At 61.5% G+C, this 23,546-nt stretch carries 30 protein-coding genes; 14 read left to right on the top strand and 16 right to left on the bottom strand.

The features are described 5' to 3' along the window. The 3 genes from DL1_RS18755 to trfA all read left to right on the top strand — a co-directional run. Positions 1–461, top strand: a 461-nt coding sequence (locus tag DL1_RS18755; protein ID WP_038069301.1) for a type IV secretory system conjugative DNA transfer family protein, incomplete at its 5' end; no start/stop codon positions are given. A gap of 20 nt (positions 462–481) precedes the next feature. Further along, on the top strand, positions 482–1,030 hold the full coding sequence (locus DL1_RS18760; protein ID WP_038069303.1) for an AAA family ATPase: 549 nt from the start codon (positions 482–484) through the stop codon (positions 1,028–1,030). A gap of 266 nt (positions 1,031–1,296) precedes the next feature. Next, complete coding sequence (trfA, locus tag DL1_RS18765) at positions 1,297–2,382, top strand: plasmid replication initiator TrfA (RefSeq protein ID WP_038069305.1); 1,086 nt, start codon at positions 1,297–1,299, stop codon at positions 2,380–2,382. Positions 2,383–2,399: 17 nt separating this feature from the next. On the opposite strand, the gene DL1_RS18770 is transcribed toward trfA, so the two are convergent. From DL1_RS18770 to DL1_RS18830, 13 genes are all read right to left on the bottom strand, one after another. Beyond that, a complete protein-coding gene (locus tag DL1_RS18770; protein ID WP_038069307.1) occupies positions 2,400–2,612 on the bottom strand; it encodes a hypothetical protein in 213 nt (70 codons plus the stop codon). Continuing rightward, complete coding sequence (gene parA / locus DL1_RS18775) at positions 2,609–3,250, bottom strand: ParA family partition ATPase (protein WP_038069366.1); 642 nt, start codon at positions 3,248–3,250, stop codon at positions 2,609–2,611. The genes DL1_RS18770 and parA overlap by 4 nt, the downstream gene beginning before the upstream one ends. Before the next feature lie 86 nt (positions 3,251–3,336). Then, a complete protein-coding gene (locus tag DL1_RS18780; RefSeq protein ID WP_038069312.1) occupies positions 3,337–3,636 on the bottom strand; it encodes a type II toxin-antitoxin system RelE/ParE family toxin in 300 nt (99 codons plus the stop codon). Between the two features lie 8 nt (positions 3,637–3,644). Beyond that, on the bottom strand, positions 3,645–3,929 hold the full coding sequence (locus tag DL1_RS18785; protein WP_211250645.1) for an antitoxin: 285 nt from the start codon (positions 3,927–3,929) through the stop codon (positions 3,645–3,647). A 43-nt stretch (positions 3,930–3,972) separates the two neighbouring features. Further along, a complete protein-coding gene (locus DL1_RS18790; RefSeq protein WP_245739670.1) occupies positions 3,973–5,196 on the bottom strand; it encodes a type II restriction endonuclease in 1,224 nt (407 codons plus the stop codon). Then, the gene (locus DL1_RS18795) at positions 5,171–5,602 is read right to left on the bottom strand and encodes a very short patch repair endonuclease (protein WP_248642602.1); all 432 of its coding nucleotides are present in this window, start codon (positions 5,600–5,602) and stop codon (positions 5,171–5,173) included. The genes DL1_RS18790 and DL1_RS18795 overlap by 26 nt, the downstream gene beginning before the upstream one ends. A gap of 41 nt (positions 5,603–5,643) precedes the next feature. Beyond that, a complete protein-coding gene (gene dcm, locus DL1_RS18800) occupies positions 5,644–6,909 on the bottom strand; it encodes a DNA (cytosine-5-)-methyltransferase (RefSeq protein ID WP_038069317.1) in 1,266 nt (421 codons plus the stop codon). Between the two features lie 327 nt (positions 6,910–7,236). Continuing rightward, entirely contained in the window at positions 7,237–7,749 is a 513-nt protein-coding gene (locus DL1_RS18805) for a hypothetical protein (protein ID WP_038069322.1), read from the bottom strand. 12 nt (positions 7,750–7,761) lie between these two features. Beyond that, positions 7,762–8,034, bottom strand: coding sequence for a hypothetical protein (locus DL1_RS18810; RefSeq protein ID WP_038069325.1), 273 nt, complete (start codon positions 8,032–8,034; stop codon positions 7,762–7,764). A 10-nt stretch (positions 8,035–8,044) separates the two neighbouring features. Continuing rightward, positions 8,045–9,037 (bottom strand): caspase family protein, encoded by a 993-nt coding sequence (locus DL1_RS18815; protein ID WP_038069331.1) that lies wholly within the window; start codon positions 9,035–9,037, stop codon positions 8,045–8,047. Positions 9,038–9,043: 6 nt separating this feature from the next. After that, positions 9,044–9,415, bottom strand: a complete 372-nt coding sequence (locus tag DL1_RS18820; RefSeq protein WP_038069372.1) for a TIR domain-containing protein — start codon at positions 9,413–9,415, stop codon at positions 9,044–9,046. A 167-nt stretch (positions 9,416–9,582) separates the two neighbouring features. Continuing rightward, positions 9,583–10,122, bottom strand: a complete 540-nt coding sequence (locus DL1_RS18825) for a recombinase family protein (protein WP_038069333.1) — start codon at positions 10,120–10,122, stop codon at positions 9,583–9,585. Positions 10,123–10,311: 189 nt separating this feature from the next. Next, entirely contained in the window at positions 10,312–12,705 is a 2,394-nt protein-coding gene (locus tag DL1_RS18830) for a heavy metal translocating P-type ATPase (RefSeq protein ID WP_081856409.1), read from the bottom strand. A gap of 129 nt (positions 12,706–12,834) precedes the next feature. Here DL1_RS18830 and DL1_RS18835 point away from each other — a divergent pair, with 129 nt between their 5' ends. The 3 genes from DL1_RS18835 to DL1_RS18845 all read left to right on the top strand — a co-directional run bounded on the left by DL1_RS18835 (position 12,835) and on the right by DL1_RS18845 (position 14,182). Beyond that, complete coding sequence (locus tag DL1_RS18835) at positions 12,835–13,134, top strand: hypothetical protein (RefSeq protein ID WP_038069340.1); 300 nt, start codon at positions 12,835–12,837, stop codon at positions 13,132–13,134. 92 nt (positions 13,135–13,226) lie between these two features. Further along, on the top strand, positions 13,227–13,721 hold the full coding sequence (locus DL1_RS18840; protein ID WP_038069341.1) for a DUF411 domain-containing protein: 495 nt from the start codon (positions 13,227–13,229) through the stop codon (positions 13,719–13,721). Beyond that, positions 13,718–14,182: a c-type cytochrome gene (locus tag DL1_RS18845; RefSeq protein WP_038069345.1), complete on the top strand. Its 465-nt coding sequence runs from the start codon at positions 13,718–13,720 to the stop codon at positions 14,180–14,182. The genes DL1_RS18840 and DL1_RS18845 overlap by 4 nt, the downstream gene beginning before the upstream one ends. 75 nt (positions 14,183–14,257) lie before the next feature. Here DL1_RS18845 and DL1_RS18850 read toward each other — a convergent pair whose 3' ends face one another. After that, entirely contained in the window at positions 14,258–14,530 is a 273-nt protein-coding gene (locus DL1_RS18850; protein WP_038069347.1) for a metal-sensitive transcriptional regulator, read from the bottom strand. Between the two features lie 100 nt (positions 14,531–14,630). Here DL1_RS18850 and DL1_RS18855 point away from each other — a divergent pair, with 100 nt between their 5' ends. From DL1_RS18855 to DL1_RS18865, 4 genes are read left to right on the top strand one after another with little or no spacing between them, the layout of a single operon-like run. Further along, positions 14,631–15,146, top strand: coding sequence for a DUF305 domain-containing protein (locus DL1_RS18855; RefSeq protein WP_245739668.1), 516 nt, complete (start codon positions 14,631–14,633; stop codon positions 15,144–15,146). Positions 15,147–15,149: 3 nt separating this feature from the next. After that, on the top strand, positions 15,150–15,278 hold the full coding sequence (locus DL1_RS22270) for a hypothetical protein (RefSeq protein WP_281244646.1): 129 nt from the start codon (positions 15,150–15,152) through the stop codon (positions 15,276–15,278). Between the two features lie 18 nt (positions 15,279–15,296). After that, entirely contained in the window at positions 15,297–16,088 is a 792-nt protein-coding gene (locus DL1_RS18860; protein WP_051693686.1) for a glutaredoxin family protein, read from the top strand. 52 nt (positions 16,089–16,140) lie between these two features. Continuing rightward, positions 16,141–16,599 (top strand): DUF305 domain-containing protein, encoded by a 459-nt coding sequence (locus DL1_RS18865; RefSeq protein WP_038069350.1) that lies wholly within the window; start codon positions 16,141–16,143, stop codon positions 16,597–16,599. Positions 16,600–16,689: 90 nt separating this feature from the next. Here the strand turns inward: DL1_RS18865 and DL1_RS18870 are convergent, their stop codons facing one another. Then, positions 16,690–17,106, bottom strand: a complete 417-nt coding sequence (locus DL1_RS18870) for a MerR family transcriptional regulator (RefSeq protein ID WP_038069359.1) — start codon at positions 17,104–17,106, stop codon at positions 16,690–16,692. Between the two features lie 90 nt (positions 17,107–17,196). On the opposite strand from DL1_RS18870, the gene DL1_RS18875 reads away from it, so the two are divergent. Next, entirely contained in the window at positions 17,197–19,398 is a 2,202-nt protein-coding gene (locus tag DL1_RS18875) for a heavy metal translocating P-type ATPase (protein WP_051693687.1), read from the top strand. Between the two features lie 5 nt (positions 19,399–19,403). Beyond that, on the top strand, positions 19,404–19,952 hold the full coding sequence (locus tag DL1_RS21355) for a methyltransferase family protein (RefSeq protein WP_074855036.1): 549 nt from the start codon (positions 19,404–19,406) through the stop codon (positions 19,950–19,952). Between the two features lie 143 nt (positions 19,953–20,095). Here DL1_RS21355 and mobQ read toward each other — a convergent pair whose 3' ends face one another. Continuing rightward, a complete protein-coding gene (mobQ, locus tag DL1_RS18885) occupies positions 20,096–21,361 on the bottom strand; it encodes a MobQ family relaxase (RefSeq protein ID WP_038069362.1) in 1,266 nt (421 codons plus the stop codon). Between the two features lie 646 nt (positions 21,362–22,007). Here mobQ and DL1_RS18890 point away from each other — a divergent pair. Both DL1_RS18890 and DL1_RS18895 read left to right on the top strand, forming a co-directional pair. Further along, positions 22,008–22,310 carry a hypothetical protein gene (locus DL1_RS18890; protein ID WP_038069364.1) on the top strand — a complete coding sequence of 101 codons (303 nt, stop codon included), beginning with the start codon at positions 22,008–22,010 and terminating at the stop codon, positions 22,308–22,310. Next, a partial coding sequence (locus tag DL1_RS18895; protein WP_051693689.1) for a type IV secretory system conjugative DNA transfer family protein occupies positions 22,310–23,546 on the top strand: 1,237 nt, incomplete at its 3' end. The genes DL1_RS18890 and DL1_RS18895, both read left to right, overlap by 1 nt.

The following is a 23,546-nucleotide window of genomic DNA, read 5'->3' on the forward strand; positions in this document are numbered from 1 at the left end:
CCACGCTGTTCCTGCTGGACGAGTTTGCCGCTCTGGGTCGTCTGGAGGCCGTGGAGCGCGCCATGGGGCTTATGGCGGGATATGGCCTCCAGCTCTGGCCGATCCTGCAGGACATGAGCCAGCTCAGGGACCTCTACGGGCAACGCGCCTCCACCTTCGTGGCCAATGCCGGGGTGCAGCAGGTCTTCGGGGTGAACGACTTCGAGACGGCGAAATGGCTGAGCCAGACGATGGGACAGGAAACCATCGGGTATCAGACCCAGAACTTCAAACCCGGCGACATGCCGACGACCGGCACCTCGATCACCGGCCGCGACCTGCTGACCCCCGATGAAATCATGCAGCTTCCGCCGCACCTCCAGCTTCTGCGCGTCCAGGGCCAGCCCACGGCGATGGTCCAGAAACTGCGCTACTATGCCGACCGCGAATTTGACGGGTTGTTCGTCCCGCAGACCGCCTGACCCCGAAAGGATGCCGTCTCATGCCTGACCAGCCCCCCTTCCCGTCCCTTTCCGACGACGAGCTGCGCGAAACCCTCGAACTGCTCTCGACGGTCATGGCCAGCGTCTCGGACCGGGTGGATGACCAGACGAAGGCGCTCGACCGGATCAACAAGACGGCGACGGAAGCGCGCCAGGCCGCGTTCGCCGCCAAGGCACAGACCGATCCGAAGCATTATGGCGAGCTGGTCGGGCAGGCCATCGACGGGCAGCTCTCGGAAACGCTCCAGCGTCTGGAGTATGCGACCAACCATCTGGACCGGGGCACGAAGCAGACAGCGGAGGTTCTCGGCCAGGCGCGACAGGATCAACGGGATACGCTTCGCAGTATCTCGAACCGGGAAGAGCGGCTGAGGGACTGGCAAGCGCACTGGCCTTGGTTCGCTCTGGGCGCTGTCGTTCTGGCTCTGGCGATGTCGGTCGCCCTGCCCCGCTTCATGGCCAGCTACCCCTCCACCTGCGCTGTCATCGGCGGTGTCTGGACCACGACCACAGCGGGTGTCGATGCCTGCGTGTTCTACCGCCCGTGACTGGTCCGGAACCGCCTCTGCATCGGCCTCAGCATGAAAACCGGGTGTTATATATGTGTTAGAGTCTGTGTTACGCGAATCATACCATTCGCTAAGCCCTTGAATATATGCGTATAATCGAGCCTATTTTCGGTCTCCGGTGGGTGATCTTACGATAGCCGGTGTGTGATATTACGATAGATGGTGGGTGATATTACGAAAGCGACCTCAGTGGGTGATATTACGAACCGCTTGCATCGGTGTGTGAAATTACGAATATTGCCGCCATGGTGGGTGATATTACGAAACAGGACCGAACGCCGCTGCTCCCCTTGCGACATGCACAGGGAGACTTCTTCGTCTGCGACATCTTCGACGCCGCGCCCAAGGGCGACATGGCCTCGATGGCGCATCCGATCTTCACCCTCTCGACCAAGCCTGACACGAAAAAACGCCGCTACGTGGCTACTGACGGTAAGAGCTATGTCGAGATCAGACCGAACATGATCGGCCTCGCTACGGTCCATGACCGCGACGTGCTCATCTACTGCATTTCGCAGGTCATGGCGGCGTTGAACGATGGCAAAAAGGTTCACCGGACCTTGCGGTTCAAGGCATACGATCTGCTCGTCGCAACCAACCGTCCCGTCGCCGGAACCGGCTACACCGGACTGAAAGCCGCGCTGGAGCGGCTACAGGGAACCCAGATCGAGACGAACATAACAACAGGCGGCGTCGAACAGATTGACGGTTTCAGCCTGATTGATCGCTACCGGATCGTGCGCGAAACCCGTGACGGCCGGATGCTCGATCTCGAAGTCACCCTCTCCGATTGGGTCTTCAACGCGATTGCCGGTGATGATGTCCTGACACTGAACCGTCGCTACTTTCAGCTCCGCAAGCCTCTGGAACGTCGTCTGTATGAGCTGGCCCGCAAGCAATGCGGAACCCAGCCGGAATGGAAATGCGGTCTTGAAAAGCTACAGGGCCGCACCGGCTCGACATCCTCGGACAAGGAGTTCCGGCGGCTCGTGAAGGCGATCTGCAAGGCTGACGAGGAACACAATCACATGCCGGACTACGCCTTCCGGCTGGAAGCCGACATCCTGACGGTCACGCCGAAACGCGAGTTTCTTGATACCTACGCGGCGAAACCCCAACAGGATCGGCTGACCGGCGGCTACATCCTGCCCCTCTCGCCGGATACCCTCGAACAGGCGCGGGAGCTGGCCCCGACATGGGACATCAAGGTTCTTGTCGGGGAGTGGCGGACCTATGCAGCAAGGCAGAAAGAGCCTCCGAAGAACCCGGACGCCGCGTTCCTCGGGTTCTGCAAGAGCTGGTACAAAAAACGCGGCCGCAACGGGTGGTAGAGTAAATACTCAGAAACTCATTTACTCAAATACTCAATCCATAGATCACGGGTGATGCTGGATATGGTCCGGCCTTCTTCCGCCGCGCGCCCCTTGATGCGGCGGTAGAGCGAGTCCTCGATCTCCGCGTTCAGACGGCGCTTCTTCTCGTTGGTTTCGGTCACATCGTTCAGGAGCTTCGACTTGATCTCGTCGCGCTGGCTTGGGCGTTTGCTCGAAAGGGCCATCATGCACCCTCCGCGTCGATGAAGGCGAGAATCTCGTCTGTCAGGGCGTTCACCTCCGCCAAGGCATCGGCGTTCTTGCTGTCGAACACCGTTCCCCCCTCGCTTGCCGTCTGGGGATAGACCTGCCGCTGCGTGATGTGAGTGCCAAACACGCCAAGACCCTGTTCCGCAAGTGCCGTGACGATCTCGTCGCCAAGACGTGTTCCGGCGATTGCGCGGCTGATGATGAACCGGGCCGCAGGTTTGCCGTCAGTTACTTCTTGGCGGGCCTTGATGAACTCCACCAGGTCAGAAGCCGCCCACAGGTCATAGGGGCTGGGTGTGACCGGGATGAACACGAAATCGGTGATCTTGATGCTCGCGGCGATCATGTCCTCCAGCTTCGCCGCGCCATCCACCATGACAAAATTATAGGCAGCGGCGACATCCGGCAGGCTTTTGACGTTGTTTGCACGGTCCAGCGCGACAAGGGGCAGGGGGTTCTCTTCGTTGGCCGCGTGCCAGTCGCGGGCGCTGCCCTGCGGATCGGAATCGACTATCAGAACCTTGTGGCCGCGTTCATGCAGCGAACGGGCAAGGTTCGTGGTGATGGTCGTTTTTCCGCTGCCGCCCTTTGGATTCAGTATCGAGATAATCGGCAAGTCAGTCACCATGTGTAAATGAGTTTTTACTCAAATGAGTATATACTCATTCCTTGGTGGCGCAACCAGTCGTTTCGCCAGAAAGACTACAGTCGGTCCTTCAGCCGCCGCATGAAATCCATCCGCTCGTGCAGGATGGCGATGATGATCGGCCGATCCCCGTCCAGCCAGACGATGTAGTGGTGCTCGCAACGATGGATGCGGATACCGTCCGGCAATCCGTCGAGCGCCCTTGACTGCGCCTGTTTGCGTCCAACGGCCTCGCAGCACGCCTCGATCCGGTCGAAATACGTCTCGGCCTGGTCAAAGCCCCAGGTCTCGTAGGTGTAGCGCCAGATGCCGCGCAAATCCTCTTCGGCGGCAAGTGTGAGGTCATGGGACTGCATGGGGGCGGCTATCGACCGGCCTGATCGTGCGCTTCGCGCCGGATGTCGGCCATCGACTTCGTGGAAAATTCGCCGCGCCGCGCCTGCTCGATCCGGGGACGGAGAAAGTCGGACAGGGCGGCAATCGCCTCGTCCTCGCTCATGTCATCGAGGGCAGGGGCATCGCCAAGGGTGCGCTTCAGCACATAGTCCTTGATGCTCTCGCCTTTCAGCGCGGCGATAGCCTTCAGCTTCTGGTGTTCTTCGAGGGTGATGTCGATTGAAAGTCTGGGCATGATCTGAAAATAGTGCACGTTGCCCCACAAAACAACATTTGTTGTTGCTTTGGATGGTGCATCAGGTCTGCCGCGTCCGAACCTCGCCAATGAAATCACCGACCGACCAGAGCCAGCCGCGCTGCGCGTCCGTGTAGCTGCCATGGACAGGGGAGGGGACCACGAGCTGAAGGCCGGACGCCTCCATCTGGTCTGTCTGCGGCCCGGAAATCCCCGGCTCCAGTGTCAGCAGGTGCTTGCGGCTGATCTTCTCGGCTTCCGCCAGAACCTGCCGCCAGCGATCTTTGCAGGTGGATTTGGCCCCCAGCATCGTTAGGCGGGGGTCTCCCCCGGCCGGTGCGGCCTGGTAGGTCTCCAGATCGGGAAAGAGGAAGTCGGGCTTGTGGTTGTGTTCCGTCACCGCGCCCCGGACATGGCGGATGTCATGCGCCCCGAGAACGGCGGCAAGGTGGTTTTCCAGCGAATGCCCCATGCGGGACTTGCGCCGGTTCTGGACGCTCAGGGAAAAGCTGATGAAGCCGTCAACGTCCGTGCCGCTGTCGTCCACGAACCCGGCCTCGATCCGCGACGATACGACCTTGCGCTCCAGCCGCCGGAACAGGGCCTCCTCGTGGTCCAGCCAAGCAATGAGCGCCGCGTCCGGGTCGTCCTCGGCGCGGACCTCGGGCAGGGTGAGACGGGCCAGATGGGAGAACTCGGCCGTCTTCGGGAAAGTGGTGCCGAACCTCTCGATAATGCTGTCCAGCTTGTCGGCTTCCGGTTCCTCGAACTCGACGCCGATCTCGTCCAGAATGAAACGAGCGGCGAAGTCCAGCTCCGGCTCTTCATCCGAGAACTCGCGCGAGATGAAGGACTTTCCTTCCGGACGCAGGCCGAACAGCCAGAAGAGCTGTTGCTCGCTGGTGGACCCCTCCGGGGCCACGATGAACCACAGGACGCCGCCCTGGTCCTTGGCGAGGAACAGGGTGTCTCCGGCCTTCATGGCCTCCGTGACGGGGTTTGAAGGGTAGTAGAGCCGCCATTCGGCGGCGCGATCCTCTTTCCTGATCCGCGCGTCGTAGTGCGTGGCCCAGCTTTCCTCGGTGAAGCCCTCCTGATCGCCGCCAAGCCAGATGTAGATCGCGGGAAACTTCTGCTGGTGCGTCTCGCCCAGAAAATCGTCCCGCATCTTCTTCGTCGTGCCGACCTCGTGCTGGTTCGATGTCTTCGGCTCGGCATCCACGGCGGACAGGCGCTTGACCCCGACACCCTCGAAATAGTCAGACAGTTGCCCGCGTTGAATCACCGCTCACCTCCAGCGTTTTTGTATCGGATTTCAACCATATGGCGCATTGATCGACAACGCTGTCGAAGGGCAGGCGGGTCTTGCCCTTCAGGGCGCACTCCCGGACCGTTCCGATGCGCCAGCCCGCCTCGGTCAGGGCCTGATACTGCCGCCGGTCGCGCTCGATGTTCCTGCCGATCTTGTCGCGCCAGAACTCCTCGCGGCTCTTCGGCCAGCGAAACAGATGGCAGTCGTGCCCGTGCCAGAAGCAGCCATGAACGAAGATCACCGCGCCCCGGCCTGCGAACACAAGATCGGGTTTTCCTGGCAGGTCCTTGCGGTGCAGCCGAAACCGGAAACCGCGCCTGTGCAGCGCCGACCTGATCATCAGCTCCGGTCTGGTGTTCTTGCCCTTGATGCCTGCCATCATCCGGCTTCGGGTTGCAGGCGTAACAGTATCGGCGGGCATTACTCCGCTGCGATACCGGGCTCGGGCAGGGGAAGCCGGACCTGCACGGTGGCAGGCACCTGCCGCCCGTCCAGCTCCATCGCCTCGATGATGCGCGGCTGCATGAGTTGCGCGACGGCGTTCACCACCGGCACGACAACCGCGTTGCCGAACTGGCGATAGCCCTGCGTGTCGGACACGGGGATTTTCCAGTCCGTCCGTCCGGGCTTCTCGAACCCCATCAGGCGCGCGCATTCGCGCGGTGTCAGGCGGCGCGGGCGGTCGCCCTTCTGCTCGATCAGGATTTCAGAGCCGTCCTTGTAGTAGCGGGCGGACAGGGTGCGGGCCACGTCCTTCGGACCGAAGAGCGAGAACCCGAACCCGTTCCCAGCACTGCGGTGCTTCTCCTTGTAGCCCTGAAGGTAATTCCACATGTGTTCCGTGAGCGTGTATTTCGGATCGACATCCCTATCGAGGATGGAGCCAAGCGTCGGGCCGTCGCCTTCCGGCACGGCGAGCTGATCGAAGTCGAACCCGACGCTGTGATCCTTGAAGCCGACGATGAAGATACGCTCGCGCTTCTGCGGCACCCACGGAGTCGAACTGATGACCCTGTGGAAGACGCGATAGCCCAGCTCCTTCTCCAGCACATGGATGATCGTGGCGAAGGTCTTGCCGCCGTCATGGCGCTCAAGGTTCTTCACGTTCTCCAGCAGGAAGGCGGGGGGGCGGTGATGGTCGATGATCTTGGCCAGATCGTAGAAAAGCGTTCCCTGCGTGTCGCAGAGAAAGCCGTGCGGACGGCCAAGGGCGTTTTTCTTGCTCACACCCGCGATAGAGAACGGCTGACAGGGAAAACCGGCCAGAAGCACGTCATGGGCCGGAATTGTCTCGGGTGCGTTCGCATAGGGGCGCACGTCCTCGGCAAAGACATGTTCGCTGTCGGCAGGCTCGGGAAAATTGGCGTTGTAGGTTTCGCGGCTGAACCGGTCCCACTCCGCTGTAAAGACGCACCGGCCCCCGATGGCCTCGAAGGGCAGGCGCAGCCCCCCGATTCCCGCGAAGAGGTCGATGAAGCGGAAACCCTCGGGCCGTTCGCTGGTGCAGCGCGCATCCGCTGTCTGGCGCAGCTTCTCCAGCCTAAGCCGGTCGATCCGCTTGCCTTCACCGTTGATATGTCGCCGGACCGTGCGGGCGTTCACGTCCAGAAGTTCCGCCGCTGTGTCGATGTCGAGACCGGCGCGCTCCATCAGCTCTGCAAATTCTGTCCGTGGATGCGCGTTCATGGGCCTGCCCCTGTTTTGTGTCGGTTTATGACAACATGTCATAATCCGTCCCAGCGGACTTGGAAACCCTGTTTCGGCAAGTGTTCACGCTTTGTTCTGATCCCAGCTTAACATGTGCCGCAGGGCGCAAAAGCCTGTCGCTATTTCTTCGGTTTCGGTGCGAGACGCGTAGGTGCGGCCGGGCTCGGACGACCAGTTTGTGGTTTTCCTACGCCGGAAGGGGGTCTTCCTGGAACAGATGGACTGATCGCTCCTCGCTCTACCTGAATCGGCGGTTTCGGACTGAAGTGCCCTTCATTGATCTGCGTCGGTTTCGGCTGATCTTTTTTATCTGTCATCGTAGCTTCCTTCCGTAGCTAGGGAGGTCTTCATCATAGTATGAGCATGATAGCCGAACAAACCAACCCCAACCATAAAGGCCAAAAGGGCCAAAACATTTGTATATTGGGTCGCGCTCCGCCACCTGTTGCCCGACTTGAATTCAGTTCCACCAGCTTGGATACTTGACCGGACTTTCTCGACTTCCGCCTCCATGTCATAACTTGAGAAGAGGTAGGAAATAACATTGAAACCTATCGCTGTACTGAAGGCACCCCAAGAGGCCAAAAGAGCCCACGTTACAACCGGAATGTCTCCGCCAAATTTATCAGCAAAAGCAACGGTGATGCCAAGCGCTCCACCGGATAGGCTCAGGATCGCCTTATCGTAGCTAGAGATTTGCTCGTTTTGCAGTGCCAGAAGATCGTGACGATAGCCCCGCAACTCATCGAGATACTGCTCGTCGATCTCTGATACGCCGGACTCGGCATCATCTGTTTCCACATCGACATGATCGGCCATCGCATCCAAACCCTAGCCTTTGAGTGCCTTCTTGATCGTCGGCAAATATTTACGAACCTGTTCCCTGTCGCTCTCTTTCTCCTTCTGACTCAGTTCTGCATAGGCTGTTTCCATCTGACGCTCCCAGCGTTCAACCAGTTCAGCCGCAATGACCAGTGAACCGTCTGACTGTCTTGTGCCTTTTTCGTGCATGTAGCGCTGCCAGTGCGACCAGCGTTCATGCTCGATAGCGGCAAGTTCTTCGACAATGCTTTCAAGAACATGATCGATTTGGCCATTTTTCATACCGCCTCCGCTATATCAGCCCTTCTTCGACCAGCTTGCGATAATGCTCGCCAAGAACCGTCAGCTCGCATCCTTTGCTCTGCATCGCGGCGTGCCACATATGCGGAGCCCCGACAGGTCGCACGAGATTGACCTTCACGTAATTCTGCAAAATCTTGAAGATCGCGGTCTTCTGCGGATCGGGATTTGGTATGTCAGGATCGGCTTTCTGCTCCTCGGAACGCTCAGGTTCATAGGTTGGGTCAAGAGGGTGTTCGTAGTCCGCGCGAGGAAAATAGGTTGTCAGCGCCTGTAGTTCAGCCAATGCAATAGGTGGAGCTGCTTCGCGCAGGGAAACGAATGTTTTTACATTCGTCTTGAAGACAGGTCGCTGCGCCCACGGCCCAAGTGACTGATCAATATGGGCATAGACACTGCCTGGTGTGACATCGCCGAGAAGGTTGGCAGCCGCACCTCCAAGAGCATCCACAAACAGATTGGTGAAAACACCGGCTCCCCCGCCCGCCACTTCCATCGCGTACTGATCTGCCGCCGAGGCTGTAAGGACGGTTGTTCCCTCTTGAATCTCAGCCGTCCCGCCTTGATTCGGCCGATCACCGGCAATGCCACTATGGCAGCTATCAAGGATGATAACTTTATTCTTCGCGTTTGAATCGCGCGCGAGAGTCATGACTTCGGCGAGGGAAAGGCCATCGTCACCCGTCTTGCAATCGCTCGCACAAAGAAACCCGCCTGTGTCCTCAATGTAGCCGTGCCCGGCGAAATAGAAGAGGGCAATCTCGGAATCGTCTTTGAACAGTTCCCGAACGGCAGCCTTCAGGTCAGCTTTCGGAATCAGGTCATTGGCGCCAGTCCCCGTCAATATACGGGGAGTGGCAAAGTTGACAGTGCCGTCAGCATGCCGTTCGAGAACACTCTTCACAGAATGCGCATCGTTCACGCATCCGCTTAGTGATGAAATATGTTCATAATGGTCGATACCGACGATCAGTGCCTTGCGCATTTTTATTTACAACCCGTCGATAAAATCGGTGATATTCTTGTCGTTCCAGGGATACGTTGTAAAACCTGCGATACTTGTTCGATCAGTTTTGTATGCGTAGATGCCGCGAATAGGTTTTCCTTCCTCCTGCGCACAACCGATTTCCCATTTTTGCCCGCTGGAGGTCAGTGAGTTTTCGCTTACCAAGACAATTATTCCGTCCGACCGCTTGATCCGGGTACGAACCCGATCCTTCCAGTCTTTGTCGTAGGGTTCCTTGACTGACATATCGATGAACTCATAGGGCGCACGTGGGTGCAATGACTGACCCTTCAAAAAATCGCGCTGCCGTTCATCTTCAATCGCAAATGCCACAAATATAGTTTTCTTGTCAGCCAATTTGATCACCTTTCATGTGAAGCGCCTCAAGCGGTCGCCCTATCTGTCTATGCTTTGTAAGTGTATGTTGCCATCATGTTTCAATGTTTTCAGGCTATCGGTTGCCAGCACCAGTTTTGGACTGGCTGGGCTCCTCCATCATCTAGTCTTCATTTTTAAGCAATGCCTTAAGCTCGCCGCACGGTTCTCTCGCTAACCTTGAACAGCCGCGCGATCTCCGGGACGGCCCGTTGCTCCTGGTCCCTCATGCGCCGCACCTCGATCTTCTGGGCGGGGGAGAGGGCAGGGGGCCTGCCCCCGATCCGGCCTCGCTTGCGGGCCGATGCCAGCCCTTCCTTGGTCCGCTCGGAAATTCGCTCCCGCTCGAACTGGGCGATAGATGCGAAGACATGGAACGTGAGACGGCCGGCCGGCGTCGTGGTGTCGATGTCCTCGGCAAGGGACCGGAAGCCCGCACCCTGCGCTCCGATGGTCTCCACGATCTCCAGAAGGTCTTTGAGGGACCGGGCCAGGCGGTCGTATTTGGTGACGGTCACAACGTCGCCGTCGCGGAGCTGGTCCAGCATCCTGTCCAGCTCGGGCCGCTCTCGTTTTGATCCGCTGATCTTGTCCGCAAACAACTTGCCCGCTCCGGCCGCTGTCAAAGCGTCGGTCTGGGCATCCAGGTTCTGGTCGTCCTTGCTGACTCTGGCGTATCCGATGATCATGCCGCACTGTGACAAAAACCTGCCAGAACCGCAAAGGTTTTGCCGGGGTTTGTGGCACAGCGAACCCGTTGATTTTGCGTGGGGCAGGGTGGACCGGCGGAATCGCCCGTTTTAGGCCGGTCGACTTCATCATCTTTGTCCTTCGGTGGCCTCTTGGGTTGACCGCCCCGGCAGCAAGGCCGGAAAGGTTCAGATTTGCGCGTTCCTCAGTCTCAGTGCGTTCGCGATGACGCTGACGGATGATAGGCTCATGGCGAGGGCCGCGATCATCGGCGAAAGAAGAAGTCCCATCACGGGGTAGAGGATACCTGCGGCGATCGGAACGCCGACGCCGTTGTAGATGAAGGCGAAAAACAGGTTCTGCTTGATGTTCGCGACCGTCGCGCGGCTGAGGCGGAGGGCTGTGACAAGCGCCGAGAGGTCGCCGCGCACCAGCGTGACGCCCGCACTTTCCATCGCCACATCCGCGCCCGTGCCCATCGCGATACCGACGTCCGCCGCCGCGAGGGCGGGGGCATCGTTCACGCCGTCGCCCGCCATGGCGACGACACGGCCCTCGGATTGAAGGCGTCTGACCACATCGTGTTTGTCTTCGGGAAGCACGTCGGCGATGACTTCATCGATTCCCAGTTCCTCGCCGACGGCCTTGGCGGTTATGGCATTGTCACCGGTCAGCATGACGATCCGCAGTCCCTCGTCGTGCAGAGCCCGGATCGCGTCCGCAGTCGTTGCCTTGATCCGGTCCGCGACCGCGATGAGACCAACGGCCTTTCCGTCCACAGCGACGAACATGGCTGTCTGTCCCTGCGTGCGGGCGGCGTCGGCGGCTTCTTTCAACGTCGACGGGTCGGCACCTTCACTTTCCATCATGGCGCGGTTGCCTACCGCGACGCGGCGTCCCCCGACATCACCAAAGACGCCCTTGCCGGTGATGCTGCCGAAACCCTCAACGGGTGCGGGCTCGACGCCGCGTTCCTTGGCACCATCAACGATCGCGCGTGCAAGAGGGTGCTCCGATTGCGCCTCAAGTGCCGCGACATCGCGCAGCAATTCCGTTTCATCAATGCTTTGCGCGATCACTTCGACCAGCGCCGGTTTGCCTTCGGTGAGTGTGCCGGTCTTGTCGACGATGAGCGTATCGACCGCAGAAAAGCGCTCCAATGCGGCGGCATTCTTGATCAGGATGCCGTTTGACGCGCCTTTGCCGATTCCGACCATGATCGACATCGGGGTCGCCAGACCAAGGGCGCAGGGACACGCGATGATGAGCACGGAAACGGCCGCAATCAGGCCGAGAGCCATTGCCGGGGCAGGCCCTACGAATGACCAGATAACAAAGGCGACGACCGCAACGGCGAGCACGATGGGCACGAACCACCCGGCGACCCTGTCGGCCAGCTTCTGGATCGGGGCCTGACTGCGCTGCGCTTCTGCGACCATCTGCACGATACGGTTGAGCATCGTCTCGGAGCCGACCCTTTCGGCCCGCATCACGAAGCTGCCGGTCTGGTTCATCGATGCACCTGTTACACTGTCGCCCTCTGCCTTGGTGACGGGCAGCGGTTCTCCGGTGATCATGCTCTCGTCGATGGAGGAGGAGCCGTCTATGACGACACCGTCTACCGGCACGCCTTCGCCAGGTCGCACGCGCAGGGCGTCGCCTTTGCGCACCATGTCGAGAGGGACGTCCCGCTCGGTGCCGTTCTCGACAAGCCGTGCGGTTTTTGGTGCGAGGTCGAGCAGTGCGCGGATCGCGCCCCCCGTCTGCTCACGGGCGCGCAATTCCAGAAGCTGTCCAAGAAGCACGAGGACAATGATAACGGCCGCCGCCTCAAAATATACCCCGACTTCGCCCGTCGGTCCGCGAAACTGCGGCGGGAAGATTCCGGGCACAATGGTCGCGATAAGAGAATAGATATAGGCCACGCCAGTGCCGAGCGCGATCAACGTGAACATGTTGAGGTTCATGCTGCGAACGGATGCGATGCCGCGCTCGAAGAAGGGCAATCCGCACCACAGAACGACAGGGGTGGCGAGCAACAGCTCGATCCAGTCCAGCCAGGACGCCGATATGATCGAAAAAGCGTCCGGCGCGAAATGGCGACCCATCGCGACAATGGCAAGCGGGACCGTGAGGGCCGCGCCGACGACGAAACGGCGTCGGAAGTCGATGTACTCTTCGCTTGGTCCTTCGGTAAGGTTGATGCCCTTCGGCTCCAGCGCCATACCGCAGATCGGACAGCTTCCGGGACCGATCTGCTCGATCTCGGGGTGCATGGGACAGGTGAAGATGTCGTCGTTGGCTGCGGCGGGCTCAGCTTTCAGCTCCGGGTCGAGAAAGACGGCAGGGCGGGTCTCGAATTTGGATTTGCACCCCGCCGAGCAGAAATAGAAAGTTTCGCCATCATGCTGTGCCACATGCTTGGCAGTCGCGACCGTCACACTCATGCCGCACACGGGATCGACGGCCTTCCCATCCGTTGGTGTGATTGACGCCGCTGCGGGCTGTGCGCCTCCGCAATGGCCGCAACAGGAGGATTTTTCCGTTTCCGAACGATGGTCGCTCGACGTGTCGTTGGTCATGGCATGTCCTTCACACATGGTGTCTGTCACCTTCCAGATATACCCCATATGGGTATATGCAACCGGCTTGTTGGTTTCTTGACTCGCGAGGGGCTTGCCGGAACAATATACCCTATGTAGGTATATAACATGTATCTGGTCCGCTTACTCACAATCATTCTGATCGTCCTCTCGACCTCGCTGTCCGGAGCGATGGCGGTGAGTCATGCAGGCACCGCCGATATGACAGTCATGTCCGTCGATCACGAAAGCTGTTGCGAGGGCAGCATGGAGCGATCTTCGAGCTGCCATGCCGTTCCGGCCATTATTCCCACTATGACGATGAGCTGCGGCACGCCGGAGGCGATGCAGTCCTTCACAATCGAACTTGCGATCCTGCTGACCGGGACCGAGCCATCCGGAACTCTCGACCCGCCGCGCGCCGTGTGATGTCCCCCGCGCCCTTCGGGGCGCAGCCTATGGCTGATTATCACACCGCGACAGGTCCTTCCTGCGCGTGCAATCCTTCGAGAGGAATATCCATGACACCAATCAAATCTGTTCTGACCATCCTTCCAGCCGCCACACTGGCGTTCGGGGCCGCAACGCTGACGATGCCGACCATGGTTCATGCCGAAAACCATATGGCGATGGCCGAACTTGGCACCATGCACGTCACGAAGAGCCCGACCTGCGGCTGCTGCTCCGGATGGGTCGCACTGGCCCGCGAAGAGGGCTACGATGTTGAAACGACCGACACGGCCGATGTCACAAGCGTCAAGCTGGACGCCGATCTGCCCAGCAACCTTTGGGCCTGCCACACCGCGATGATCGGCGGCTATGTGATCGAGGGCCATGTGCCTTTCGCGGCTATCGCCAGGCTGCTGGAGGAACGTCCCGACATCGCAGGTATCGCCGTTCCCGGAATGCCCGGTGGCTCGCCGGGAATGGGGAACGATCCGTCGGCCCGGTACGACGTGATCGCCTTCGACGGCACTGCGGGCGAAGGCGAGGTCTTCTATCAGGCTGGCTTGTGAAAAAGGTAGCGGTAATCGCTATCGCGGGGGTGGCCCTTGTCGGGGCCGCTTTCCTCGCCTTTAGACCGGGATCGGCCGAGCAGAGTCGGATTGAGTTGCGCGCGGATAATCCGGAAACGGTCGCGCGCGGGGCGGAGGTCTATGCCGCGAACTGCGCATCATGCCATGGAGCAAACCTCGAAGGTCAACCAGACTGGCGCGCGCGGGGGCCCGACGGCCGGTTGCCAGCACCACCGCATGACCCAACCGGACACACATGGCACCATGACGGCGACACGCTGTTCCACCTGACAAAATACGGGGTGGGCCGGATGATCGGCGACCCGGACTATGCTACGAACATGCCCGTCTATGAAGGCACGCTTACTGACGAAGAAATCGTCGCCGTCCTCAGCTACATCAAATCCACCTGGCCGCAGGACATCCGTGACCGGCACGACGAAATGGAGGGACGACAGTGACGCGAAGCGCGTCGAAGCGGTTCGACATGAGGCTCCGAGGACAGCGAACAGCCGGTCTGACTCCAGTGGGTCCTTTCACGACTGCGTTTTTTGAAGCATTGCGATCAGTTCGCTGAACTTCTCGCGCTGCGCCGCCGGATCACCGCTGCCGATGGCGTCCTCGACGCAGTGATGGGCGTGGTTCTCAAGCAGCATCCGCTCCACGCCCTTCAAGGCGGACCGGACAGCCGACGTTTGCGCCAGAATATCGACGCAGTAGCGATCCTCTTGGACCATCTTGGCGATACCCCGCACCTGGCCTTCCAGTCGGGCGAGCCGGTCGAGAGTGCGCTGCTTGTCCTGCTTCATGTCGTCTCCTCGGAACTCATTGGTATCGGCGGGGTTTATTATACCTATAGGGGGTATATATAATCAGGAAAGGAAAGGTTTACCCATCATGACGAAAAATATGAACAAACACGAGGGCGGTGGCAGCATGGGCTATGGACGCTTTGCCGCAATGATTGCGACATCGACGGTCGTGATGTTCGGGCTGATGTATCTCAACACCTACGCCCTCGATCACGTCTTCTTCTCGCAGACCCGGATGTGGATGGCGCTCTACATGGGCGGGATGATGGCGATCATCATGCTCGCCTTCATGCTGGGCATGTATTCCAACCGGAAAGCCAACATCGCGATCTTTGCAGGCGCAGCCATCGCCTTCGCCGCCGGTGTTTATCTCGTCCGGTCTCAGGACACCGTTGGCGATGTCGCCTGGATGAAGGCGATGATCCCGCACCACTCCATCGCGATCCTGACCAGCGAACGGGCCAATATTTCCGACCCGCGCGTCCGCGAGCTGGCCGATGCGATCATCGAAGCGCAGCGCGGCGAGATCGCGGAAATGAAGCGATACATCGCGGATATCGAGGCCAACGGGGATGCAGCCCCCGGCACTCCCCGCACCGAAGAAGGAAACTGAGCAATGATGAATGGCGAAATGCACGAAGGTGCAGGCTGGATGATGGGCGGCATGGGGCTGATTGCCCTGCTTGTCATCGCCTTTCTGATTACCGGTATCGTTTATTTTATCCGCAACTCTCGCGGACGCTGATCGCAAGGAGACTATGAAATGCCAAAGGACACCCGCGACTTTGCCGACGTGACAACCGATCCCGCCACCGCCGCGACCGGGAAAACAGCCGTTCTCTACCGCATGGCTCTGCCGAACCATCTGTGCCCGGCAGGGCAAAAGGCACGCTGGCTTCTGGACCGCAAAGGATTTAAGGTCGATGACCGGCTGTTCCGCGAACGCTCAGAAGTCGATGCCTTCAAGGAAGAATACGACGTTTCCACCACACCGCAGGTCTGGATCGAAGGCGAGCGTGTCGGTGGCTATGATGCCCTGCGCCAGAAGCTCACCGACTACGATCCGAAGGCCACGACCTACAAACCGGTGATCTACCTCTTCGCCGTGGCCGCCGCGACGGCGCTCGCGCTGTCCATTGGCTTTCTCGGCACGATCACATGGCAAACGCTCGGCTGGTTTATCTCGGTCTCGATGATCCTCTTGGGGATGCAGAAGCTCCGCGACATCGAAAGCTTCACGACGATGTTCCTCAATTATGACCTGCTCGCGCGGAAATGGGTGCCGTATGCCTATGTCTACCCTTGGGTCGAGACCGGGGCAGGCATTCTGATGACGGGCATGTTACTGACCCCGCTTGCTGCTCCTGCGGCGCTCTTCATCGCAACGGTCGGTGCGATCAGCGTGTTCAAGGCCGTATACATCGACAAGCGAGAGCTGAAGTGCGCCTGTCTGGGCGGCAACTCGAACGTGCCTCTCGGATTCGTAAGCCTGACAGAAAACCTGATGATGATGGGGATGGGCCTCTGGATGCTGGGGATGTGGTTCGCAGCCTGAAACCTCCCGCACCGATCCTCTCGGAAATTGACATAAACAGGAGAACTCGAAAATGAACATCATGAAGACCGCCCTCGCAACTGCCATTGCGACGTTGGCATTTTCCGCACCGGCTTTGGCACAGGATGCCGGGTTCGAGTCTCCCGAACAGTGCACCGACATGTCTGCTGTTGGGGAAATGGATCATTCGGCGATGGGCCACGACGGTCCGGCTGACGACACGGGTTCGGAGAGTGTCGATCTTGATGCCATGCCGGAGCACGTGCAGGAAAATATGCGCAGAATGGCAATCACCATGCCAGCGATGGAAGAAGGTATGATGCGTGAAGATGCCGACGTGGCATTCGCCTGCGCCATGATTGCTCACCATCAGGGTGCAATCGACATGGCGCAGGTTCTGCTTGAGTATGGTGACGACCCACAGATGATCGAACTTGCCGGAGAAATCATTGCCGCGCAGGTCGGTGAGATCGACAAGATGACCGCCTGGCTGGTCGAGAACGCCGAATAGTACGACGCTGGTCGCATGGTCCGAACTGTGCGGCCACTTCTTTAAGGCACCTTCCAAAAACCATCGTTTCTGGCCGCTATCCGAATGTCCTCAGTGATCGGTTTCGCACCTCGCATGATCTGCCAGCGAGGCAAGCACATAGCATTCATCGGCGATGCCATTCCCCGAGCAACCGTCCGAAATCCGGGACAGCTCACTCTCCAATCGTGTCAGGCTCGCGATCTTCTTGCGGACACTGGAAAGCTGATAGGCGGCTATTTCCGACGCCTCCGCACAGGATCGGTCGGGATGGTCGTTCAGCTCGATCAATGCGGAGATCGCCTCGATGGAAAACCCGAGGTCGCGGGCGTGTTTGATGAAGCCGAGCCGCTCGCGTTCGGCGCGCCCGTAGCGCCGCTGGTTGCCTTCGGTCCGCTCCGGCGCGCACATCAACCCCATCTGCTCGTAATATCGGATGGTCGGAACCTTGACCCCCGTATGCCGTGACAGTGCTCCAATGGAAAACATCAGAAACCCCCTTGAACCTCTAGTGACTAGAGCAACTAGGTCTATTGCTTACAAAGTAAATTACCCTGACCGGGGAGCTGGAGATACGCGATGAGCAACGAAACGGATTCGACTGCGAACACTTCACCTGACGCCTTGGCCTGCGAATGGACCGTGTCCGGCATGGATTGTGGTTCCTGCGCCACCAAGGTGAGGGGTGCGGTCGAACGGCTGCCCGGTGTGAGCGCGGTCGAGGTTCTGCCCATGCGCGAACGGTTGCGCCTGACGCTCGATTCTTCCCTAACATCGCGCGACCGGGTCGAGACGGCAGTTCGCGGTCTGGGCTACGGTGTAAGCGACGCCATGGCGGACCCCGATCCTGCGGCGGAGAACGATCACGACAGGACCGGGCACGTTCACAACGACCCTGCCGACAGAGGCAAGTCGTGGTTTCAGACAAGCAAGGGTCGGCTCGTCATCCTGACGGGCACGCTCCTCGCGGTCGCGTGGACATTGGAATTGCTGACCTCCCAGGATATCGGCCGCTGGGCCTTCGTGCTGGCATGTCTTATCGGTGTCGCTCCCGTCGCGCGGCGCGCCTTTGCAGCCCTTCGCGCGGGCCTTCCCTTTACCATCGAGATGCTGATGACCATCGCCGCCGTGGGTGCGCTTGTCATTGGCGCGGCTGAGGAAGCGGCTCTCGTCGTGTTCCTGTTCGCCGTGGGCGAGGTGCTTGAGGGCGTGGCGGCAGACCGGGCACGCGCCTCCATCCGGGCGCTGTCGGACCTCGTTCCCAAATCTGCCCTGCTGGTCGAAAACGGGTCAAACCGTGAAGTAGCTGCGGCCGGTTTGCGGATCGACCAGATTATTCTGGCGCGCCCCGGCGACCGGATCGCCGCCGATGGCGAAGTGGTCGAGGGGACATCCGGCGTGGATCAAAGCCCGGTCACAGGCGAGAGCGTTCCCGTCACGCGCGGGCCGGGCGACACGGTGTTCGCGGGCTCCATCAACGCCGAAGCTGCCCTGCACATCCGTGTCACCAAGGTAGCCGAGGACAACACGATCTCGCGCATTGTCGCACTGGTGGAGGAAGCCGAGAGTGCGCGCGCGCCGACCGAGCGGTTCATCGACCGCTTCTCCCGCTGGTATATGCCGACCATCGTCGGCCTGTCGCTTCTCGTGGTGCTGGTGCCGCCGCTCGCCGCTGGGGGCGACTGGGGGACGTGGATATACCGGGGCCTGGCGCTCCTCCTGATCGGTTGTCCCTGCGCCTTGGTCATCTCCGTCCCGGCCTCCATCGCATCCGGCCTGTCCTCGGGCGCACGACGTGGGCTGCTGATGAAAGGCGGGGCAGTCATCGAGGCTGCCGCCAAGTCCGCCCATGTCGCGTTCGACAAGACCGGCACGCTGACCGCCGGGCGGCCATCGGTGACGGATGTCGTGCCGTTGAACGGGGCCGTCGAGGCCGAGATACTGGGCGTTGCCGCTGGCGTTGAGGCGGGGTCTTCACACCCGCTCGCCGAAGCGATCTCGGCCCATGCGGAGAAATCAGGAACCGCGGCGCTCGCGTCCAACGGTGCGCGTGCCATCGTAGGCAAAGGTGTCGAGGCAATGGTGGACGGGGCGCTCGCCTGGGTCGCTTCTCCCGGTTTCGCAACCGAGGCAGGCGCACTCGATGACGACGGTATCCGCGAGGCCAACGCGCTGGAGGCAGAGGGCAAAACCGTGGTGGTCGTCTACCGCGAAGGGCGGGGCCTCGGCCTTATCGCCATGCGAGACGAGGCGCGATCCGACGCCGTGGATGCGCTTCGCCAGCTCAAGGTGCTGGGCGTGGAGGCTGTCATGCTGACGGGCGACAATGCCCGCACCGCCGCCGCCATCGCCGGAAATCTCGGGATCGACTACAAGGCGGACCTCATGCCCGAAGACAAGGTCGCAGCGATCCGCGCCATGGCCAAAGACGGCGTGATGATGATCGGTGATGGCATCAACGATGCGCCCGCGCTCGCGCAGGCCTCGGTAGGCGTGGCAATGGGGTCGGGGACCGACGTGGCGCTGGAAACGGCAGACGCTGCGATCCTGCGCAACCGCGTCACCGATGCGGCCGCGATGATCCGCCTCGCCCGCGCCACCATGGGCAACATCCGCCAGAACGTGACCATCGCACTCGGACTCAAGGTCGTGTTCCTCGTGACTACCATATTCGGCATCACCGGTCTCTGGATCGCCATTCTGGCCGACACCGGCGCAACCGTTCTGGTCACGCTGAACGCCCTCCGGCTTCTGCGTTTTGATCCGGAGCGTGAAAGTTGAATACCATGAGCCTGATCCTAACAGCCGTGGCGCTGACGATTGCCGGACTGACGCTGGCGGCCACCCTATGGTCCGTGGCAAAGCCCGACCGCAGGATATGGCCCCCGCAGACGTTCGGACCCGCAGCATTGTTCATAGGCTGGGGCGGCACGTTCACCTTTTCAGCCGCAGTCGTCGCTTTAGGGATATTGGGCTGGGGAGAAGCACAGGTGCCGGTCTGGCTGCGTTATTTTATTGGGCCGATCCTGATCCTCGTCGGAAATGCTGGCGCTTGGTTCGAGGTAATCGGCTTCGGCGCAAACCAGACGATGGGTGCCGAAGGCCAGCTCAAGATAAACGGGCTCTACCGCTATTCCCGAAACCCTCAGTATTTCAGCGATATCGCGATCCTGATCGGCTGGGCCTTGCTGAGCGCCTCCATCGTAGCGCTGCCCGCGATCATCGCGGGTATCGCCGTGTTCATAGCCTTTCCCTTTGCCGAGGAGGGATGGCTGAAAGAGCGCTATGGGGCGGCGTATCTCAAATACAAAGCCAAGGTGCGCCGGTTCCTGTAGGAACTGCGTAATCGAAACGGGTAGCCGGGTGAATTTTGATCCCAGGTCTTCTGGGCCAGTCGGCGACGGCCCGGCCCTCGCGCATCAGCCGGTGCTTCAGCTCGCGCGGCCTTTCTCTTGGCAAGGCTCGGAACAACGGCAGATCAGAGGCCATGCGTCGGTCCCCGGTCCAGATCACGCGCCCTCTCGATCTCCCTGGCTTTCTCCAGCTCGCGTTCCCGCTCGTCTTTGATGTCCAGCCGTTCGCGCGGCTTGTTCAGCACCGCGTCCAGCCGCTCCCGGATCGACGGCCTGTCGCCGTCGCGCTCGACTTCGCCATCCCGCTCGATCCCGTCCCCCCGGTCCTTGCCCAAGGTCTCGCGCAGCCGCTCCTGCGCCCGGCCCCGGTCGGTCCGCTCGGTCTCCGCCTCCGGCCCGTCCCGTTCTACCTCGTCGCGCCCGGTGATCCGCGCCAGCCGCTCCCGTAAATCTCCCGCCTCGTGCGCGCCCCGATCCTTCGCGGCCGCCGCCCGGAGCGCCGCCAGACCGGCGGAGACGCGCCCCTGCCCTTCCTCGCGGGCGATGCCGTAGGTCTCGCGGGCCAGCTCGACCCTCTCGCGCATGTCGCGGAAGGCTTCGCGGGCCTGACGGGCGGCATGGACCACGGCCCCGCGTTCCGTGACCGGGACATACTCCCGGCCCTCGCGCGCGGCGGATGCCTTCTCGCGGCGCTCCATGGAGTTCGCCGCCGGACCCAGCTTCAGCTCCGGGTCGCGGTCCAGCTCCCCGGCCTTCAGCTCGTCGCCGCGCTCCCGCGCCGTTTCGCGCTGCGCCTCAAGCGACCGGTGATCGACACGCTCGATCTCCCCGACACGCTCCAGCGCCCGGTTCTGCAACTCGGCCCAGACCCCGCGCATCTGCTCGATCTCGACGCCGCCGGTCTTCGCGGAATCCAGAACCCGCGTCTTGGCGGTGAACCCCTCCGGCTCAAGCTGCCGGGTGGTGGTCAGGACGTGCGCGTGGTGGTTGCGCTGGTCCCCCTCGCGGTGCGGTGCGTGGATCGCCACATCGACGGCGACCCCGTAGCGGCCGACCAGCTCCTGCGCGAAGTCGCGGACGATCCGCGACCGCTCGGCCGCGCCGATCTCGGACGGCAAAGCCAGCTCCCATTCGCGCCCCGTGACGGAGTTACGGCGGGTCTCGCTGGCCTCGGCCGCGTTCCAGAGCGCGGACCGGTCCTGCGCCCAGGCGGGGGCATGTTCGGGAGCGACGATGAACGTCTCCTCGATGCCCTGCTTGCGGGTGTAGTCGTGCAGACGGCCTTCGCGCTGGCACTCGATGCGCTCGCCCGCGCGGTAGGCGGCGGCGGCGGTGACGGAGCGCCCGGCGGATCGTTTGATCGTCTTGACGGAGAGGTGGTAGCTGGCCATGCGCCCTACCCTCCCGCAGACGAAGGACGCTGCCAACGAGCCGCGCGGCTGACTCCGGCCAATGCCCCGACATTGGCGGTCCGGTCAGCCGTCTTTTCCCCGGAGGCCCGCCCACCAGATGGCTGGGGCCGAAGGGGGAAAGACAGCCCGAACGAAGCGGCCCGAAGGGCCTCTGAGGCGCGGGCTTGCCAGTGGGCTGATCCATGATCCCCAGCCTCGTGGGGGGCGGGATCATGGGTCAGCTCACGGGCGGTTTGCCGGGGGCAAACCCGGCACATGGCGGCACCGTCAGGTCCGACGTCATGTGCCTCCCGGAACGGAGAGGCCTGCGGCAGACCGGCCCCCTCCGTGGGGCATCGGTCGGGACGCTGGCGCGACGTTGCGGGAAGCGATCCAACCGCCAAGGTTGGTTCTGGAGGGTTTGGGAGGGCGAAGGCACCTCCCATTCCGTCGCGCTTCGCGGCGGAGGGGGTCTGCCATCGGCTGGGGCTTTGCCCCGGAGAGATCGCACGCAAATCTCGGAACCGCAGGTGGAGAGTTTGCATAAGTGCGCCCTTGTCCTTTACAGGCCTACGGGTAAGCGCTACCGATTGATCTGGCAATACTAACCTTGCGACCCGCTCTCTTGAAAGGTGGATTTACGGAAATGGCCGAGACCGAACTGGAGAAAGCCGAGAAGCGATATGCCCAGGCCAAGGCCCGCCTTCAGGCGATCAGGAACCGGGAAACCACCAGACAGCGGAAAATGGATACACGGCGCAAGGTCATCCTCGGGGGCGCTCTTCTCGATCTGGCCGAACGCGATACCAACGCCGCCGCCATGCTCGACCGCCTGATCCGCAACCTCGCCCGCGAACAGGACCGCAAGGCCTTCGCGGATTGGGATGCGCCATCCTCCGGTGATGCTGCCTCCCCTGCCCCGACGACAGATGCGGACACGTCCTCCTGATGCGCGCGGTGGCTCTCGTCCTCGATGGTCTGTTCCGGTTCTTTCATCGCCTGATCTTCACGCCGTTCCTGCTCGGATGGCTGGCGCTCTGGCTGGTCCTCGGGATGGGTATCGGATCGCTTGTCGCCACGCCGTTCGTCTTCGCCATCTTCGATCAGAACCCCGGCGAGAGTGCCTGGCAATGGCTGGTGTTCGCGCCGTTCATGGTCGTCGGTGCCGTCTTCGCGTTCCGGCACTGGCTCGACATCTCCGGCGCGGAAACCTTCTTCGGGGGCCTTGGGCGGGACAGTCACGGCTCGGCGCGGTTTGCCGGGAAGAACGAGCTGCGGAAACTGGAAGCGGCGGACGGCCTGCTGATCGGCCGCAATCCCAAAACCGGCCGTCTGCTGCGCTACGACGGTCCGGCCCATCTGCTGACGCTCGCCCCCACGCGGGCGGGCAAGGGCGTCGGCACGGTGATCCCCAACCTGCTGGCGGCGGAACGCTCGGTGCTGGTCATCGACCCCAAGGGCGAGAATGCCAAGATCGCCGGGGCCGCCCGGGAACGCTTTGGAACGGTCCACGTCCTCGATCCTTTCGGCGTCTCGGGACGTCCCTCCGCCGCCTGTAATCCGCTGGACCGCCTATCAGCGGACTCTCCCGATCTGAGCGAGGATGCCGCGTCCTTGGCGGACGCGCTGGTGGTGGACCCGCCGGGCCAGTCCGGGGACGCGCACTGGAACGAGGAGGCCAGGGCCTTCCTCGGCGGGCTGATCATGTTCTGCGTGGCGCACGAGGAGCCGACGCGGCGCAACCTCGGCTCGGTCCGGGAATATCTCACCCTGCCCCCGGACCGGATGGCGGACCTGCTGAAGCTGATGCAGGACAGCGATGCGGCGGACGGGCTGGTCGCGCGGGCAGCGAACAGGTTCGCGGGCAAGGCGGACCGGGAAGCCGCCTCCGTCCTGTCGAACGCGCAGCGCCACACCCATTTCCTCGACAGCCCGCGCATCGGCAAGGTCATGGCGCGGTCGGATTTCCAGTTCGTGGACCTGCGGCACCGGGTCACGTCGGTGTTCCTCGTGCTGCCGCCCAACCGGCTGGACGCCTACAGCCGCTGGCTGCGCCTTCTGGTGTCCCAGGCGCTCCAAGACATCGCACGGGACGCTGAGCGGCCTCTGACGGCCCAGATAGCCGCACAGGCCCCAGTAGAGCGCCAGCGGGCACCCACGCTGTTCCTGCTGGACGAGTTTGCCG

The organism is Thioclava dalianensis, assembly GCF_000715505.1.
GTDB lineage: Bacteria > Pseudomonadota > Alphaproteobacteria > Rhodobacterales > Rhodobacteraceae > Thioclava > Thioclava dalianensis.

Bases quoted from the DNA above. Each gene is read 5' to 3' on its own strand.
- DL1_RS18760 (WP_038069303.1), top strand. From the start codon at position 482: ATGCCTGACCAGCCCCCCTTCCCGTCCCTTTCCGACGACGAGCTGCGC.
- trfA (WP_038069305.1), top strand. From the start codon at position 1,297: ATGGTGGGTGATATTACGAAACAGGACCGAACGCCGCTGCTCCCCTTG.
- DL1_RS18770 (WP_038069307.1), bottom strand. From the start codon at position 2,612: ATGATGGCCCTTTCGAGCAAACGCCCAAGCCAGCGCGACGAGATCAAG.
- DL1_RS18875 (WP_051693687.1), top strand. From the start codon at position 17,197: ATGAGCAACGAAACGGATTCGACTGCGAACACTTCACCTGACGCCTTG.
- DL1_RS22270 (WP_281244646.1), top strand. From the start codon at position 15,150: ATGATGAATGGCGAAATGCACGAAGGTGCAGGCTGGATGATGGGCGGC.
- DL1_RS18795 (WP_248642602.1), bottom strand. From the start codon at position 5,602: ATGGCAGGCATCAAGGGCAAGAACACCAGACCGGAGCTGATGATCAGG.
- DL1_RS18815 (WP_038069331.1), bottom strand. From the start codon at position 9,037: ATGCGCAAGGCACTGATCGTCGGTATCGACCATTATGAACATATTTCA.
- DL1_RS18825 (WP_038069333.1), bottom strand. From the start codon at position 10,122: ATGATCATCGGATACGCCAGAGTCAGCAAGGACGACCAGAACCTGGAT.
- DL1_RS21355 (WP_074855036.1), top strand. From the start codon at position 19,404: ATGAGCCTGATCCTAACAGCCGTGGCGCTGACGATTGCCGGACTGACG.
- DL1_RS18855 (WP_245739668.1), top strand. From the start codon at position 14,631: ATGAACAAACACGAGGGCGGTGGCAGCATGGGCTATGGACGCTTTGCC.
- mobQ (WP_038069362.1), bottom strand. From the start codon at position 21,361: ATGGCCAGCTACCACCTCTCCGTCAAGACGATCAAACGATCCGCCGGG.
- DL1_RS18840 (WP_038069341.1), top strand. From the start codon at position 13,227: ATGACACCAATCAAATCTGTTCTGACCATCCTTCCAGCCGCCACACTG.
- DL1_RS18805 (WP_038069322.1), bottom strand. From the start codon at position 7,749: ATGGCCGATCATGTCGATGTGGAAACAGATGATGCCGAGTCCGGCGTA.
- DL1_RS18850 (WP_038069347.1), bottom strand. From the start codon at position 14,530: ATGAAGCAGGACAAGCAGCGCACTCTCGACCGGCTCGCCCGACTGGAA.
- DL1_RS18810 (WP_038069325.1), bottom strand. From the start codon at position 8,034: ATGAAAAATGGCCAAATCGATCATGTTCTTGAAAGCATTGTCGAAGAA.
- DL1_RS18835 (WP_038069340.1), top strand. From the start codon at position 12,835: ATGTATCTGGTCCGCTTACTCACAATCATTCTGATCGTCCTCTCGACC.
- DL1_RS18780 (WP_038069312.1), bottom strand. From the start codon at position 3,636: ATGCAGTCCCATGACCTCACACTTGCCGCCGAAGAGGATTTGCGCGGC.
- DL1_RS18870 (WP_038069359.1), bottom strand. From the start codon at position 17,106: ATGTTTTCCATTGGAGCACTGTCACGGCATACGGGGGTCAAGGTTCCG.
- DL1_RS18860 (WP_051693686.1), top strand. From the start codon at position 15,297: ATGCCAAAGGACACCCGCGACTTTGCCGACGTGACAACCGATCCCGCC.
- DL1_RS18830 (WP_081856409.1), bottom strand. From the start codon at position 12,705: ATGACCAACGACACGTCGAGCGACCATCGTTCGGAAACGGAAAAATCC.
- DL1_RS18890 (WP_038069364.1), top strand. From the start codon at position 22,008: ATGGCCGAGACCGAACTGGAGAAAGCCGAGAAGCGATATGCCCAGGCC.
- dcm (WP_038069317.1), bottom strand. From the start codon at position 6,909: ATGAACGCGCATCCACGGACAGAATTTGCAGAGCTGATGGAGCGCGCC.
- DL1_RS18865 (WP_038069350.1), top strand. From the start codon at position 16,141: ATGAACATCATGAAGACCGCCCTCGCAACTGCCATTGCGACGTTGGCA.